Origin of the sequence: Sporobacter termitidis DSM 10068 (genome assembly GCF_900130065.1) — a bacterium.
GTDB lineage: Bacteria > Bacillota > Clostridia > Oscillospirales > Oscillospiraceae > Sporobacter > Sporobacter termitidis.
Genome location: NZ_FQXV01000003.1, coordinates 201,721 through 216,420, shown reverse-complemented (window position 1 = coordinate 216,420; position 14,700 = coordinate 201,721). Strand labels below are relative to the sequence as shown.

General features: G+C 58.2%; 12 protein-coding genes. 5 read left to right on the top strand and 7 right to left on the bottom strand.

Going from position 1 to position 14,700, the window contains the following annotated elements; translation table 11 throughout:
• Positions 1–154 precede the first annotated feature (154 nt).
• The 3 genes from BUB60_RS06300 to BUB60_RS06290 are packed head-to-tail and all read left to right on the top strand — an operon-like array spanning position 155 to position 3,695.
• Positions 155–1,684, top strand: a complete 1,530-nt coding sequence (locus tag BUB60_RS06300; RefSeq protein WP_073076810.1) for a PucR family transcriptional regulator — start codon at positions 155–157, stop codon at positions 1,682–1,684.
• Positions 1,685–1,721: 37 nt separating this feature from the next.
• The gene (locus BUB60_RS06295; RefSeq protein ID WP_073076809.1) at positions 1,722–2,306 is read left to right on the top strand and encodes a nitroreductase family protein; all 585 of its coding nucleotides are present in this window, start codon (positions 1,722–1,724) and stop codon (positions 2,304–2,306) included.
• 21 nt (positions 2,307–2,327) lie between these two features.
• The gene (locus BUB60_RS06290; protein WP_073076808.1) at positions 2,328–3,695 is read left to right on the top strand and encodes an aldehyde dehydrogenase; all 1,368 of its coding nucleotides are present in this window, start codon (positions 2,328–2,330) and stop codon (positions 3,693–3,695) included.
• Between the two features lie 856 nt (positions 3,696–4,551).
• Here BUB60_RS06290 and BUB60_RS06280 read toward each other — a convergent pair.
• Positions 4,552–5,358, bottom strand: coding sequence for a cell wall hydrolase (locus BUB60_RS06280; protein ID WP_073076806.1), 807 nt, complete (start codon positions 5,356–5,358; stop codon positions 4,552–4,554).
• A gap of 204 nt (positions 5,359–5,562) precedes the next feature.
• Here BUB60_RS06280 and BUB60_RS06275 point away from each other — a divergent pair, with 204 nt between their 5' ends.
• Entirely contained in the window at positions 5,563–6,423 is an 861-nt protein-coding gene (locus tag BUB60_RS06275; RefSeq protein ID WP_073076805.1) for a hypothetical protein, read from the top strand.
• 99 nt (positions 6,424–6,522) lie between these two features.
• On the opposite strand, the gene BUB60_RS06270 is transcribed toward BUB60_RS06275, so the two are convergent.
• The 4 genes from BUB60_RS06270 to BUB60_RS06255 all read right to left on the bottom strand — a co-directional run bounded on the left by BUB60_RS06270 (position 6,523) and on the right by BUB60_RS06255 (position 9,930).
• The gene (locus BUB60_RS06270) at positions 6,523–7,407 is read right to left on the bottom strand and encodes a sensor histidine kinase (RefSeq protein ID WP_073076804.1); all 885 of its coding nucleotides are present in this window, start codon (positions 7,405–7,407) and stop codon (positions 6,523–6,525) included.
• A gap of 10 nt (positions 7,408–7,417) precedes the next feature.
• The gene (locus BUB60_RS06265; RefSeq protein WP_073076803.1) at positions 7,418–8,266 is read right to left on the bottom strand and encodes an ABC transporter permease; all 849 of its coding nucleotides are present in this window, start codon (positions 8,264–8,266) and stop codon (positions 7,418–7,420) included.
• Positions 8,259–9,173: an ABC transporter ATP-binding protein gene (locus tag BUB60_RS06260; RefSeq protein ID WP_073076802.1), complete on the bottom strand. Its 915-nt coding sequence runs from the start codon at positions 9,171–9,173 to the stop codon at positions 8,259–8,261. Before BUB60_RS06260 ends, BUB60_RS06265 begins: the two co-directional genes overlap by 8 nt.
• An 88-nt stretch (positions 9,174–9,261) precedes the next feature.
• The gene (locus tag BUB60_RS06255) at positions 9,262–9,930 is read right to left on the bottom strand and encodes a response regulator transcription factor (RefSeq protein ID WP_073076801.1); all 669 of its coding nucleotides are present in this window, start codon (positions 9,928–9,930) and stop codon (positions 9,262–9,264) included.
• A 170-nt stretch (positions 9,931–10,100) separates the two neighbouring features.
• Here BUB60_RS06255 and BUB60_RS06250 point away from each other — a divergent pair, with 170 nt between their 5' ends.
• Positions 10,101–10,871: an enoyl-ACP reductase FabI gene (locus BUB60_RS06250; RefSeq protein WP_073076800.1), complete on the top strand. Its 771-nt coding sequence runs from the start codon at positions 10,101–10,103 to the stop codon at positions 10,869–10,871.
• A gap of 53 nt (positions 10,872–10,924) precedes the next feature.
• Here BUB60_RS06250 and BUB60_RS06245 read toward each other — a convergent pair whose 3' ends face one another.
• On the bottom strand, positions 10,925–13,126 hold the full coding sequence (locus BUB60_RS06245) for a PAS domain S-box protein (RefSeq protein ID WP_073076799.1): 2,202 nt from the start codon (positions 13,124–13,126) through the stop codon (positions 10,925–10,927).
• Between the two features lie 195 nt (positions 13,127–13,321).
• Positions 13,322–14,566, bottom strand: a complete 1,245-nt coding sequence (locus tag BUB60_RS06240; RefSeq protein ID WP_073076798.1) for a sugar ABC transporter substrate-binding protein — start codon at positions 14,564–14,566, stop codon at positions 13,322–13,324.
• Positions 14,567–14,700: the final 134 nt, after the last annotated feature.

The following is a 14,700-nucleotide window of genomic DNA, read 5'->3' as shown; positions in this document are numbered from 1 at the left end:
TTTTTGCGTTGACAGCCGGCTGCAAAATGCTTAAGCATTTTGTATAAATTAATAATAGGTTTTGGCTGTATTTTTTTCAATCCGTCCAATAGCTTGACATTTATTCGCCTTTCTCCTACAATTTGTAGGAGAAGGATGCAAAGGACGTGCGGGAATGAAAATAAGCGCGGAGCTGTTGCGGAAAAGCCTGGCCCCGAAGTACTTTTTTGAGATTTCAGGCCCTGTCGGAATTGAACTGCTGCTTGAGCGTACGCTGTTTTTGAGCAAGCATGTGGATTTGGCCGAGCATTGTATTTACTTGACGGAGGGTGCCGGCGCCGCGATAAAGCAGCCGGCCAGGACGGAGTCCGTTCTCTTGTGTGTCGGGAATCCGCCTGAAAGCTTTGCGGATTATTTTGAAACGATCTTTATCTTTGCGCCCGATATATCCATGCTCGAGCTCCATAATGAGATTCAGGGCATTTTTGCCTTCTATGAAAAGTGGGACACAACGCTTCAAAATATCCTGAACAGCGGCGGCGGTGTCCAGGATATGATCGACTGCAGCGCGGAGATATTTGAAAATCCCATGCTGCTGCACAATAAGTCCTTCGGGATTATTGCCTGCTCTCCGGCCTATAAGGATTATCCCGAGGCCCAAAACGCTACGGCGGGCGGCACCCTCATCAATATCGACTTGGAAACAACGAAAAGAGACGAGGAATTCAACCGGACGTATTCCGCCGTGCGCGCCAGTATTTTTCCCGCCCACCTGACGGGCGTCCGGACGCTCTACATGAACCTGTTTTTTCAGGGCCGCTACGAATACAGGATTTTAGTCATCGAGTCTTCAAAAGAAATCGGCATCGGCGAAGGGCCTCTGCTGGAGCAGCTGGCCTATTATATGAAGCTGGCGATCGTTGCGGACAAGACGGAGGAGACCGCCGAGGTGATGACGCTGCAGCACGTCCTGAAAAGCATTTTGAACGGCACGTTTTCCGATCCGTACTACATCGAACTCAGATTGAATGAATATGACTGGTACCGTCAGCAGACTTATTTTTGTATAAAGCTGATGGTCGACATCCTGGACGTCCAGAACCACACGCTGAGCCTGCTGTGCAACAATATCGTCACCCTCATGCCCGGGGCCTGCGCCTTCGATTACGATAACAGTATCGTCGTCTACGTCAATCTTGACCTCTTCCGCGGGAGCATCGGCGACGCCGTTAACGGGATTACGTATTATCTGCGCGATAACAACCTGAAGGCCGGGATCAGCAACCAGTTCACGGGCCTTAACGAACTCAAGCTGTACTATCGCCAGGCGGAGATTGCTTTGGACGTGGGCCTGCGCAACAAGCCCCACATATGGATTCACCGCTTCCGGGATATCACCGAGCTTTTCCTGCTTCAAATCTGCACAAGCCAGCTGCCCGCGAGGATGGTATGCGCCCCCGAGCTGCTTGCCCTGGAAAAGTACGACAAAGAGCACGACACCGAGTATTACCATACATTGATGGTTTATCTGAAAAACAACCTCCGGCATGTCCAAACGGCCAGGGAGCTGTTTATCCACAGGAGCACGTTTCTTTACCGGCTCGACAGGATCAGGGAGATCACCGGCCTTGAGCTTGAAAATTGCGGCAGGCAGTGGTATCTGCTGCTTTCTTTCCGGCTGCTGGGCCAGAACGGCCGGGAATGAGGCGTTCCGTCATGCAAAATGGAAAGGGGCAAATCATATGATCACAAATTCCGTATTGGACTGCATCCGCGCACGGCGGAGCACGCGCAGCTTCCTGGACCGGCCCGTGGAGAAGCGGCAGCTGGAGACGCTCCTGGACGCCGCCGTTTGGGCGCCCAGCGGCAGCAACAGCCAGAGCTGGCTGTTCACCGCCGTCACGGACAAAGACGTGCTTTTGAAAATCAACGAACTGGTCCGGCAGGGGTTCCAGACCTGGACACCGGACGACGATTATCCCGGCAAGCAGATGGCAAAAACGATGTCTCAGAGAGAGGATTACAATTTTTATCACCGCGCGCCGGCGCTGATCATCGCGTCCAACAGGCCAAATTACGAAAACGCCATGGCGGACTGCGCCCTGGCGCTGGAGAACGTGTTCCTGGCGGCACAGTCCCTGGGGCTGGGCAGCTGCTACGTCAACCAGCTGCACTGGCTGCGGGGCGACGATGCCCTGCGCGGCTATCTGTCCACGCTGGGAATTCCGAAGGAGCACACCATCTGCAATTCCGCGGCCGTCGGCCATATCGGCACGGCGTCGGCCGCGCCGCCCCGCCGGGAGGGCACCGTCCGGATCATCAAATAAAGCCGTTGGAATGGGAGATATATGGATACGACAGAGATTTTAAAGGCGCAGCGGGCGTATTTTGAGTCTGGCGCCACGCGCGGCCTGGCCTTCCGGCAGGACGCCCTGACGCGCCTTTTAAAAGCGTTCACCGCCAATGAGAAAATGCTGCTGGACGCGCTGCGCGCGGATCTGGGCAAAAGCGGCGCCGAGGGGTACATGACGGAGGTGGGCCTGTGCCGGGAGGAGCTCCGGTTCGCGCTCGGGCATCTTTCCGGGTGGGCAAGGTCCCGCCGTGTCAGGACGCCGCTGGCGCACTTTAAATCCGCGAGCTTCATTCAGCCGGAGCCCTACGGCGCGGCGCTGATCATCTCGCCGTGGAATTATCCGTTGCTTTTAACGGTCGAGCCGCTCATCGGCGCGCTGGCCGCCGGCAACTGCGCCACGCTCAAGCCCTCCCGGAATGCCCCGGCCACGGCGGCGGCGCTGGCGGATATGCTGGGGGGGCTCTTCCCGCCGGAGTACGTTGCCGTCGTCCGGGGCGGCCGGGCGGAGAGCGGCGGGCTCGTTGAGCAGAAATACGACTATATCTTTTTCACCGGGAGCGCCGCCGCGGGCCGGGAGATCATGGCGGCCGCCGCGAAGAACCTGACGCCGGTCAGCCTGGAGCTGGGCGGTAAAAGCCCCGTCATCATCGACGGCACGGCCGCCATCGCGCTGACGGCGAAACGGCTGGCGTTCGGCAAGCTTATCAACGCCGGCCAGACCTGCGTGGCGCCGGATTATGTCTACGTCCATGCGGATAAAAAGAAAGCGCTGATCCGGGCGCTGGACCGGACGATCGCCGAATTTTACCCCAAGGGCGCCGGCGACGAGAACCTGCCGCGCATTGTGAATGAAAAGCACTTCGACCGCCTCACGGGCCTGCTGGCCGGGGAGACGGCCGTTATCGGCGGGGCAGGGGACAGGGGCACGCTGAAGCTCGCCCCCACGGTGCTGGACGGCGTCACCGAGGACGCGCCCGTGATGCGCGAGGAGATTTTCGGGCCGATCCTGCCGCTGCTCGCTTACACGGACATCGATGAGGTGATCGCGAAAATCCGCTCCCGCCCGAAGCCGCTGGCGCTGTATCTCTTTTCGGAGGACCGGGCCGTGCAAAAGCGTGTCCTGCGGGAGCTCTCCTTCGGCGGCGGCTGCATCAACGACACGCTCGTGCACATCGGCACGCCGTATTTGGGTTTCGGCGGCGTCGGCGAGAGCGGCATGGGCGCCTATCACGGCCGCCGGAGCTTTGACACCTTCTCGCACTACAAGAGCATCCTGGACAAGAAGACCTGGCTGGACCTGCCCATCCGCTATCCGCCGTTTACGGCGAAAAAGGAAAAGCTGCTGCGGATGATCTTAAAATAATAAATTGAATTAATATTCAGAATAAGGTGAACACAGTTCGCCCCTACGGTATACGTTGGCCGTCGGGACGAACTGTGTTCGCCTTTGCGCAGGGCGGGGGGGTGCTCCGCCTTTTGTGCGGCGCGGCGCCGGGAGGAGTTCCCTCCTTCAGTCGCCTGCGGGCGACAGCTCCCTCGTCTGAGGGAGCCGGGGAAAACGGGGATACGCGCGCGGCATGTAGGGGCCGCCGCCTTCGGCGGCCCGGTCCCCGGGGTGCGGTGCGAGGGGACGCCGAGGGCGGCGTCCCCTACAACGGGGCCGGCAAGGAAGAATGGGTTGCCGGTGGCATGGATTGTCTTCGTAGGGGCGAACTGTGTTCGCCTACTTCTGTCGGCGCGGCGGTGGCCTGTGGGGAAGGACCGACGGGGCGATGTGGGCATCGCCCCCTACGAGGGATTCGACAGAAAAACAGGCTTGTATTGGATGAAAAAGGGCTTCTATTGGATGTTTTGGGGGTGATTTTGATTAAAAATGCCTGCCAAAGCGCCGAAAGGGGGCTGGAGTGACGCGATATTTTACTTGATATGTTACAGAAGTATTAAACATTTTGCGCTTGAAAAGCGGTCAAAGCGTTGCGGTTGCTGGATAATCGGTTTTTGAGAATCACGATTTGTGTTATATTTATATTTTAAAAAACGCCGATTGAAGGCGTTTGTCGGTTTATGTCGAATGAGTATGCGGGTGGGTAGACGGCTTTCTTATAACGGAAAAAGCACGCTCAGTATGTTATACTGAGCGTGCCAGCGCGGGGATGATAGCGCGCTGATGCAGCGGCCCGGTGACGAAGGGCCGCGGACTTGCTGCTGCGGCGCGAATATTACGCGTAGAACTGGTGGCTGCCGATGGTGGCCACGAGGGTGCGGTTTTCCATCGTCCACAGGTTGGACGAGATCGCCGGATTGAGGAAGAACAGGCTGCCGCCGGCGACGGAGGCGCCGTCCAGGCAGAGCTTGGCGGCCAGGACGCTGTCGGCCGAGGGCGTGTCGTAGATCGTGCCGTTATTGACCGGCTGGAACTGCCCGCCCCACCTGTCGTCAAAGATGACGTCGTAGATGGTGTCCGGGAAGTCGGCGCTTTTTACCCGGTTGAGGATCACGTTGCCTACGGCGAGCTTGCCCTTGAGCGGCTCGCCGCTGCTTTCGGCGTTGATGATCCGCGCCAGCCAGTAGACGTCGTTGCTGTTATAATAGCTGTCCCCGGCCGCGATCGTCCCGGAACCGGAGGCGACGGACGCCGTGCCCGTGGCGCCGTCCCAGGCCACCGACGCGCCGAAGGCCCTGGCAAGGACCCGGACGGGCACCAGCACGGAGCCGTTTGATACCTGCACCCCGTCGGCGATGTAGAGCATCCGGCCGTTGGCGTTCAGGTATATATCTCCGGGGCGGGCGGTGACGGTGAGCGCCTGCGTCCGGACGACGGCCTGGCCGTTTTCCCATGAGACGGCCGCGCCCGGCGCCAGCAGCGCCGTCATTGCCCGGAGCGGCGCGTAAGTCGTCTCGTTCTGAACGGAGAGGCGCACCGAGGCGGGCGCGCTGTCGACCCGGAGCGAGATCGCTCCGGCGGACGTCAGCGTCCCGGCCAGAAGGCAAAATAAAACCGTCAAAGAAGCTATCCATTTTTTCATGGCATGTCCTCCTTGCTTGCTGATACTAACAAAGTTGTAACCTAATTGTAACTTTTTGTAGCAATTTGTTCAAGACGTAAGTTTTTCCATTGGCGAACGTGACGAATTGCGCCGTCCGGTACATTGAACAACGCATTTTAGTTATACTAACGGCGTAAAAAAGCAGCGATGGATTTTTCGCTTCTTGAAAAACGGAGGAAGACCATGAAAAAAACCAAGATCCTGAGTTTAGTTATTGCCGCGTTCGTGATGCTATCGCTGACCGTCACGGCCCGCGCCGCCGGCAGCGGGGACGGCCAGAGGCCGCCGGCCTGCGGCGACGACAGTTCCTGCGGCCCGAAAGACAGCTTTAAAGGCGACGCCATGAAACGTTATGATCACTTTTTTGACAAGCTGGTGACCGACGGGACGCTCACCGCGGCACAGAAGGACGCGATAAAATCGGCGATCGACGCTTCCGTCAAGGAAGCGCGGCAGAACGGCACCGGGAAAATTGACATGAGCGCCGTTCTTGGCACGCTTGTCAAGGCCGGTACGATCACCGCCGAACAGAAGACCGCCGTTGAAAACGCCCTCAGAACAGAGCGGATCGAGTTCATGCAGCGCCGTATGCAGGACGTTCTGAACAAGCAGGTTTCCGCCGGCACGATCACCGCCGACCAGGCCAAAGCCATTATGTCGTCCGTTACGGCATCTGTCAGCGCCGGGGGCAAAGTTGATATGAGCGCGCTGCTCGGCGACCTTGTCAAGGCCGGCAAGATCAGCCGCGAGCAGCAAACGGCCATCGAAACCGAGCTGAAATCGGCGCACGGTGGCAAAGAACAGCACCAAATGAAAGCCGAAAACAAGGGCGCGGCACAAAAAGCCCCCGAAAACGTACAGAAAAGTGCGCCGCAAGGCACCCCGCAAAGCACCCCCAGAAGCGCACCCCAAAGTACCCCGCAGAGCACGCCCCAAAGCACCCCCAAAGGCGCACCGCAAAGCACTACACCGCAAAGCACCCCCAAAAGCGCGCCGCAAAATACCCCCCAAAGTACCCCAAACAACGCGCCGAATCCCGCCTGATGGCTGCTTGCGCCTGAATCCGGCGAACAGTTCCCTCCAGCGGGCAAAACAAAATACCGCCGAACGCGACCTGAAGGCGTTCGGCGGTATTTCTTTTTGTCAAAAGTGAATTTCTATGGTAAACATGCCTTCCGTTATCGAGGCCGTGATGCTCCCGCCCATCTGCTCCGTCAGGGTTTTGGCGATAGACAGCCCCAGGCCGGTGCCATTCTGCCCGGTTTCAACGGTATAAAAGCGGTCGAACAGCCGCCCCACCGTCACCTCGTCCAGCTGGGCGGCACGATTGCAAAAGGTGATAACGCCCTGCTCGGACAGCCATATTCGCAGGTCGCCCCCGCTGTATTTTACGGCATTGCCGATCACGTTCCCGAGGATGCGGGCGAGAGCAAGCTTGTTCAGCTGCCGCGCGACGCGCGCTTCCGGAATGGATATTTCGGGGGTGATGCCTTTTTCCATGAGAGCGCCGTGGCAGCCGGCGATACACTCCTCCAGCGCGCGGTTCAGGACAACCGTCTCCCGGCTGTCGTACGGGTCGACGGACACGACCACCGAGTACCGGAACAGCTCCTCCGTCAGCAGCTTTAAAGCGTCGACCCGGTTGGAGATGATGCCGAGATATCTCCGGACGGTGTCCGGCATGCTTTCCTGCTCCAAAAGCTCCATGTAGCCGCAGATGGCCGTCAGCGGAGTGCGCAGATCGTGGGAGATGTTTGTGATCGCGTCCTTCAGCTCGCGGTCGCCCTGGGCGTATCGGATGTGCTCTTTTCGGAGGCGCTTGAGCTGCCTGTCGATGTCCGCGGCGAGCCGGCGCATTTTGCGGTCCGAAGAAGTGATATCGATGCCCACGTTCGTATCCGTGGCCAGCCGCGCGGCGAATTCCGCGCGGATCTCATCGGCCGCCTGACGGCATCCGGCAAGCCTGACCAGCAATATGCAGATAACAGCGAGGAGAACCGCGCACAGGCCGCAAAGCAGATAGAGCATGTAAACTCCTTTATTTCAGGTCTTTCCGCCGGAAAATAAACATGCCGGCAGCGTTCGTCACGACAATGATGATACCGGAGTACAGCAGCATCAATCCCGCGTGGGGGACATTCCGGGAAGCGAGCTGCCCCGCCTGTGTCGTGGGAAGGAAGTCCATAATGAATTGATACATTTTTCTCTGGGAGTCATTCAGATAATGTGGGTTTGGAACGCGCTCTCCCGCCTGCACGACCTGCTGCCCGGCATCGTTTACCGTCATAGACAAGCCCTGCATAAATTCGGGTTCGTTCATTCGGCCGTTCAGATAGGCAAATAAAAAGATAGCGGTAAAGGCGATGACAATACTGATAACGGCCACAAGCGCTTTATTTTGGTTCAGCATGGAGAGCAGGGAGAATATCGCCGCACAGGCAATGGTCAGCAGCAGGCCGGCCAGCAACCATAATATTGCGGTTTGAATATCCGTTTCAAGAGGGCCGAGCAGTGGAATCCCCAGCGCGCAGGCGGCGATCAAATAAGCCAGATTCATAAGAAGTCCGGCTGCGGCGCAGGTCGCGAAATTGACAAAATAAATGGAATTCCTGCTGTGTCCCACAACCATTTTATTCCGGATTGTTCCGTCGCTGTATTCCTTGCCGATATAGAGGCTGCAAAATATTGCAACTAAAATCCCGACGACGATGTACGGCAGGAAAAAGACGGTATCCGAGCTGGTATTATATTCGTATTGATACAGCGTACTATTCCGGTATTCGCTCAGGCTGTAAACTATATTGAACAGGAGCATCGCTGCCACGCAGAGCCAGAGGCTTTTGCTTTTTATCAGTCTTGCAAAATTCGCCCTCAGCAATTTACTCATGGCGGCCGCCTCCGAGCAGGTTGATGTAATAGCCCTCCAGGCCCTCGTCCCGCTCTGTTATCGTCTTGACGTCGCAGCTTTCTTTGGCCAGAGCCATTGTCATCTCGGTCACGTTCCATTGCCCGAAGACGTCGGCCTCGTGGTCGGAGATGACGGTATATTCGATGTTCCTCCCGTCCAGCACACGGGCCAGCGCCCGGACGTCGGAGACCTCCAGGTGCATGCGCTTGCGGCAGGCGGCCTCCAATTCCTTCGCGCTGATTTCCTTTACGAGCCTACCGCTGTCGATGAAGCCGTAATGGGTGGCCAGCCGGGACAGCTCGTCCAGGATGTGGCTGGAAATCAGCACCGTGATCTGATGCTCCCTGTTCAGCTTCAGGATCAGTTCACGTATCTCCACAATGCCCTGCGGGTCCAGCCCGTTGACAGGCTCGTCCAGAACGAGAAAATCCGGGTCGCCCGCCAGGGCCACGGCAATGCCGAGCCGCTGGCGCATGCCCAGCGAGAAATTTCTGGCCTTCTTTTTACCGGTGCCGCCCAGCCCCACCAGCTCCAGCAGCGCGCCGATGCCCTCGAAGGAAGGACGGCCCAGCACCCGGTACTGCGCCCGGAGGTTTTCTTCCGCCGTCAGGTCCAGGTAAATGGACGGGGTTTCGACGATGGCGCCCATCCTCCGGCGGGAGAGGGCGATGTCCTTTTCGGTGTGCGTCCTTCCGTAAAGCGCGTAGGCTCCGGACGTGGGACGCTGCAGGGCGCAGATAATGCGGATCAAGGTCGTTTTCCCGGCGCCGTTTCGCCCCACGAAGCCGTAGATGGCGCCTTTCTCCACGTGCATGGAAAGCCGGTCCAAAGCCTTAAAATCCCGGTATTGCTTTGTGAGATTTTCCGTGCTCAAAACAAATTCCATATGAATGCCTCCTTATGCCTGATGTCCATATGGTAACTTGATACGGTTAAGACAGCGGTAAAGAGAACGATTAAGAAAAGGTTAAGATTTACGGCTCCCGCATTTTGAAGCCGATGCCCCATACGGTTTCGATATAGTCCTTGCCCGCCGCGGCCCGGAGCTTGCTCCGCAGGTTGCTGACGTGGACCTTCAGGGAGCTCTCCACGCAATCCGGGGTGTCCGCGCTGATCAGGTCCAGTATTTTGGATTTGGTAATGACCTGCTTCGGGTTTTGCAGCAGCAGCTTTAAGATGGCAAATTCCGTTTTTGTCAGCCGGACCGGCACTTCTCCCGCAAGGACCTGATGGGTCCCCGTGTCGAGGCTCAGGCCGCCGCAGAGCAGGCGGGCACCGTTTCCGGCCGCCGTGCCGCGGCGCAGCTGAACGGTGATGCGCGCCAGCAGCTCGTGTGTGTCAAAGGGCTTTGTGATATAGTCCGCGGCACCGCCCAGCAGGAGCTGCACCTTATCGTCGGCGCCGGCCTTCGCGCTGAGCACGATCACCGGAACGCCCCGCAGCTTTTTCAGCACCTCCTCGCCGGGCAGCCCGGGCAGCATCAGGTCCAGCAGCACCAGGTCCGGCCTGGCCTGTGAAAAAAGGAGCAGCGCTTCCGTCCCGGAATAGGCGCGGAGGACGGCATAGCCCTCTTTTTTCAATACTTCCTCCAGCATGTCCCCGATGTACACGTCGTCGTCTATGATCAATATTTTATAGGACATCATATCCCTCCGTCCGCGCGCCGGCGCTTTGCCGGTTTTTTTACGCCCTTTCATATTAACGCCCGGAATGTGAACAAATCAATGACGCGGCCTATTTTTTCATTTCAAATTGAAAATTTCCGGGCGATTATGTATAATAAACCCAATCAATACAAAGGAGCGCGTATCAGATGGGTACCTTACTGCAAAATAAAAATATCGTGATCATGGGCCTGAGAAACAAGTGGAGCATCGCCTGGGGAATCGCGCAGGCGGCCGCCGGCGAGGGCGCCGGCCTGATCTTTACCTGCCAGAGCGACCGGGAGAAGGAGGAGACGGAAAAGCTGACCGCCGAGCTCGGAAAGTTCCCCGTGTACATCTGCGATATATCGGCCGACGAGAATATCAATGAGGTCTTTGACGTCATCAGGGAGCGCCACGGCGTTCTCCACGGCGTGGTGCACGCCATCGCGCACGCCAACCCCGAGGATCTCTCCAACGATTTTGTCTACACCTCCCGCGCCGGCTTCCTGCACGCGCTGGACGTGTCCGCCTATTCGCTGGTGGCGGTGGCCCGGAAGGCCAGGGAACTGATGACAGAGGGCGGCAGCATCGTGACGCTCACGTACATGGGCTCGGAGAAGGTCTTTGGCGGCTATAACGTCATGGGCGTGACCAAGGCGGCGCTGGAGGCCAGCGTCCGGTACCTGGCCTCGGACCTGGGCCCGTCGGGCATCCGCGTCAACGCCATCTCCGCCGGGCCCATCAAGACGATGTCGGCCAGGGGCGTGAAGAATTTCAGCAATATTCTGAGCGTCGTCGAGGAGAAGGCGCCGCTCCGCCGCGACGTGACCAAGGAGGACATCGGGAGCGCCTGCCTGTTTTTGCTCAGCGACCTCTCCGGCGGCATGACCGGCGAAGTCACCCACGTGGACTGCGGCTTCAACGTCATGGGAATATAGACGCCGGCGACCTTCCGACCAGCCTGAAAAACCGCCTTTTGAAGGCGGTTTTGTCATAGCAGGACCTTTTCGACGAACACGCGGACGATGTCTGGATCGAACTGCGCGCCGGCGTTCCGCCACAGCTCGGCGACGGCCTGCGCGTTTGTTTTTGTCTGCCGATACGGGCGCCGGGCCGTCATCGCCTCGAAGGCGTCCGCCGCGGTGATGATCCGCGAGTACAGCGGAATGTCCTCCCCGGCGAGGCCCTCCGGGTAGCCCTTCCCGTCCCAGCGCTCGTGATGATACAGGACGTATTCGGCCAGGTGCGCGTATTCGTCCACCGATTTCAGCATCTGGTAGCCGATCTCGGGGTGCCTTTTGATGATGGCCCACTCATCCTTCGTCAGCTTTCCGGCCTTGTTCAGGATATCCGGGGGGACCATGATCATGCCGATATCGTGCAGCGCGCCCACCGTCCTGATATCGTCGATTTCTTTTTTGCCCAAGCGCATTGCCCCGGCGATGGCCTCGCAGTAATGGGATACGCGCTCCACGTGGACCTGCTCGTGCTCGTAATTGACGTTGATATTGCGGAGGATGGTTTCGATCGTCTGGCTCCGCATGGCCCGGCCGTGCTTGATCTTGTCCCGGTACATCAGGTTGTCCGCCTCGGTCATGATGGTCTTGATGTCCTGCTCCGGAGACGTTTTGACGGCATAGCCCACGGCCAGGGAGACGATGGCGGGACCGAGCCGGAGCCTGGCCGCGGCGGTCTTGAGCAGCTCCCTGACGGCCTCCGCCTGCCTGGCGTCGGTATGCCGGAGCAGGACGCAGAATTCGTCGCCGCCCATGCGCCCGGCGATATCGCCCGCCCGGCAGACTGTTTTGATGAGGTCCGCCACCTTTTTGAGGAGCTGGTCGCCCACCTCGTGCCCAAAGGCGTCGTTTGTCAGCTTCAGACCGTCCACGTCGATGCACATCAGGGCCAGCGGCAGGCTTTTACGCGCGTCGTGCTTCCTGATGGACTCCTCCATGAACCGCCTGTTATAGAGGCCGGTCAGGTGGTCGTTGAAGCTCAGGTACTCGATTTGCTTCTGCCGGGCGCGCTTTTCGGTAAAGTCCCGGATTACGATGACGACGCCGGCGGTGCGGCCGCCCCTGTCCCGGATGGGCGCGGCGCTGATTTCCACGGGGATTTCGCCGCCGTTTTTTGAGACCATGAGGATATTGTTCGACAGCTCGATGATTTTCCCCGCTTTCAGGACCTTTTTCAGATAGCCGCCGCACACGCGCCCTGAATTTTCGCGCCGCATCCGAAAGACCGTTTCCAGCGGTTTCCCCAGGGCGTCCGCCGCCGTCCAGCCCGTCAGCCTTTCGGCGATCGGGTTCATAACGGTGACCGCGCCGCCGCTGTCCGCGGAGATGACGCCGTCGCCCACGGAAAGGAGCGCCGTTTTAAAATGCTCCTTTTCGTTGAACAGCGCCTGCTCCATGCGCTTTCGCTCGGTGATGATTTCAGAGTACAGAACGAGCCCGCCGATGGCGCCGCCGCTCTCGTACCAGGGGCGACATTCCCAGCGCAGCCAGTCCGAGGCGCCGTCCGCGTGGGTATAGAGAGACTCGTCCTCGGTGACGACCTCGCCCTTAAGGACCCGTGCGTGGACGTCCCGTAATTTCTGGGACAGGTTCGGGAATACGTCGTAATGGTGCCGGCCGATGATATCGGGTTCGGTGATCCTGAACGCCGCGAGGTACGGCCTGCTGACGTACATGTACCTTAAATTTTTATCGTGGATCGCCACGGCGCTCCTGTTATGCTCGATGATATACCGCATGAGATCCCGCGACTGGAGGATGGCGTTTTCCCCGTTTTTTCTGCCCGTGATATCCCGCATAAAGCAAACGACGGTAAAGGGCGTCAGGCTGAGCACCGCGGAGGATACCTCCACGTCAAAGACGGTGCCGTCCTTTTTCCTGTTCTTTGCCTCGTGGAGGTCAAAGCCGTTTTGCATCAGGGCGTCGGCCCGCCGGCGCTCGTCCGCTTTGATCTCTTTGGGGATGACGTCATCAAGACACAGGGTCTTCAGATCCTCCCGCGTAAATCCGGTCATATTGAAAAACGCCTGGTTGGCGTCCATGATCCTTTCGTTTTCCGCGACGACAATAAAACCGTCCTGCGTTGCTTCAAGAATGGTCCGCAGGTAATTTTCCCCGGCGAAGTCTCCTATGGAGATACCGACGAATTTGCCCGGCGCGGCTTTTTCGGCTGTCACTAAAAACACCTCGGCTTTCATGGAGGTTTTGAATCGAACAATTTTTGGATGTACATTACAATATCGACAGAATTTGTCTGGTGCTTAACAGTTTCTTTTGCCGTGAGCCGGGCCCGCTTCCGACAATAATAAAAGGCCGGCGGTGCAGATGCACCGCCGGCCTTTTGTTTCGTGTGTGTTGGGGAGAATACCGGATTAACCGGCGTAGGAAGCCGGGACGTCGGCGATCGGCGAGTAGCCGGTGCCGGGCGCCACGTCATAGTTGTTCTGGTGGATGCCCGTGTAGGTATCGACCCACATCAGATAGCTCTGGTACATGTCCTGGGTGATGACGACTGTCGGGAGAATGATGGAAGCGTACTTGTCGCCCCTGGAGTGGTTGATCCATTCAGGCCACAGGCCCTCAGGCGTCGCGTCGCCGTTCATCATCGCGTACAGACCGGCGAAGATGGGCATCGAGAAGAGTCTCTGATCGGTGAAGATGGCACCCTTCCAGGCGCTGTCCTCGCCGGCATCCCAGTGGGCGATGAGGCTGGAGCCGCCGAAGGTCGAGCAAACAGCCGTGTCGTTCTTGCCGGCGGCGTCAACAGCGCGCGCGGCGCCGTCGGTGTAGTCGTCAAAGAAGCCGCTGATCAGCCAGTACTTGACTTCGGGGTGCGCGGCCAGAATGGCGGAAGCGAGGTTGTAGCCGGTCTGGGCGTCCATCTGACCGGTAACGCCGTCGCCGAAGTAGTAGTTCTTCATGGCTTCCGGCATTTCCTTGGTGATCGTATCCGTGAAGCCCTGTTCTCTTTCCACCAGCTGCGGGGTGGTCGAGTAGCCGATGAACATGGCGCCGAATTCCTCGGGCTTGGCATCCGGCCAGGTCTTCTTCGCATAATCGACGTTGAACTGGGCCATGCCGACGCCTGCCTGATAGTTGTCAAAGCCGGCGCTCGGATGCAGCAGGGTCTTGCCATCCTGGTCATAAGCGGAGGACATACAGCCCATCCAGGGGATATTGAGCTCATTGGAAAGCTCGGCAACGCGGGGCCAGACGGTGGAATCGGGGTCGAGCAGCAGGCCGTTGTAGCCCTGGTCGACGTATGTCTGGATGGTATTGACAAACAGGTCGTTGTCGGCGTTGCAGGCAAAATCATTGTACGTGACGTTCATACGGTCGGCCCAAGCCTTGAAGGACTTGCTGAACTGATCGTACAGAACGCCGGTGCTGGACATGATATAGCCCACCTTGTAGTTCGGGTTCTTGCTGTAGTCGACGTTGGGATCGTAGAAGCCAACACCAGAAGTTCCGGCAGATGTGCCGGGTGTGGTCGACCCGGGGGTGGAACTCGGCGAGACGCTGGCACTGGGGGATGTCGTCGTTTCCGGCGCCTTATTGCACGCAAAAAGCGAAACAGCAAGAACCAGTACGATGACGATTGCCATGACTTTTTTCATGAATTAACCTCCTTTTTATTTAGACAGCGCGATAAAAATGACTACCATAATAGTCATCTTACGGAAGAAGACTATCACAGTAGTCATATAATGTCAAGGTGATGTTTTTCGATTTTGGTGATATTGACGATGAA

What these genes read in the sequence shown, in the direction of transcription:
- BUB60_RS06300 (WP_073076810.1), top strand. Translation starts at nt 155, where the DNA reads ATGAAAATAAGCGCGGAGCTGTTGCGGAAAAGCCTGGCCCCGAAGTAC.
- BUB60_RS06295 (WP_073076809.1), top strand. Translation starts at nt 1,722, where the DNA reads ATGATCACAAATTCCGTATTGGACTGCATCCGCGCACGGCGGAGCACG.
- BUB60_RS06290 (WP_073076808.1), top strand. Translation starts at nt 2,328, where the DNA reads ATGGATACGACAGAGATTTTAAAGGCGCAGCGGGCGTATTTTGAGTCT.
- BUB60_RS06280 (WP_073076806.1), bottom strand. Translation starts at nt 5,358, where the DNA reads ATGAAAAAATGGATAGCTTCTTTGACGGTTTTATTTTGCCTTCTGGCC.
- BUB60_RS06275 (WP_073076805.1), top strand. Translation starts at nt 5,563, where the DNA reads ATGAAAAAAACCAAGATCCTGAGTTTAGTTATTGCCGCGTTCGTGATG.
- BUB60_RS06270 (WP_073076804.1), bottom strand. Translation starts at nt 7,407, where the DNA reads ATGCTCTATCTGCTTTGCGGCCTGTGCGCGGTTCTCCTCGCTGTTATC.
- BUB60_RS06265 (WP_073076803.1), bottom strand. Translation starts at nt 8,266, where the DNA reads ATGAGTAAATTGCTGAGGGCGAATTTTGCAAGACTGATAAAAAGCAAA.
- BUB60_RS06260 (WP_073076802.1), bottom strand. Translation starts at nt 9,173, where the DNA reads ATGGAATTTGTTTTGAGCACGGAAAATCTCACAAAGCAATACCGGGAT.
- BUB60_RS06255 (WP_073076801.1), bottom strand. Translation starts at nt 9,930, where the DNA reads ATGTCCTATAAAATATTGATCATAGACGACGACGTGTACATCGGGGAC.
- BUB60_RS06250 (WP_073076800.1), top strand. Translation starts at nt 10,101, where the DNA reads ATGGGTACCTTACTGCAAAATAAAAATATCGTGATCATGGGCCTGAGA.
- BUB60_RS06240 (WP_073076798.1), bottom strand. Translation starts at nt 14,566, where the DNA reads ATGAAAAAAGTCATGGCAATCGTCATCGTACTGGTTCTTGCTGTTTCG.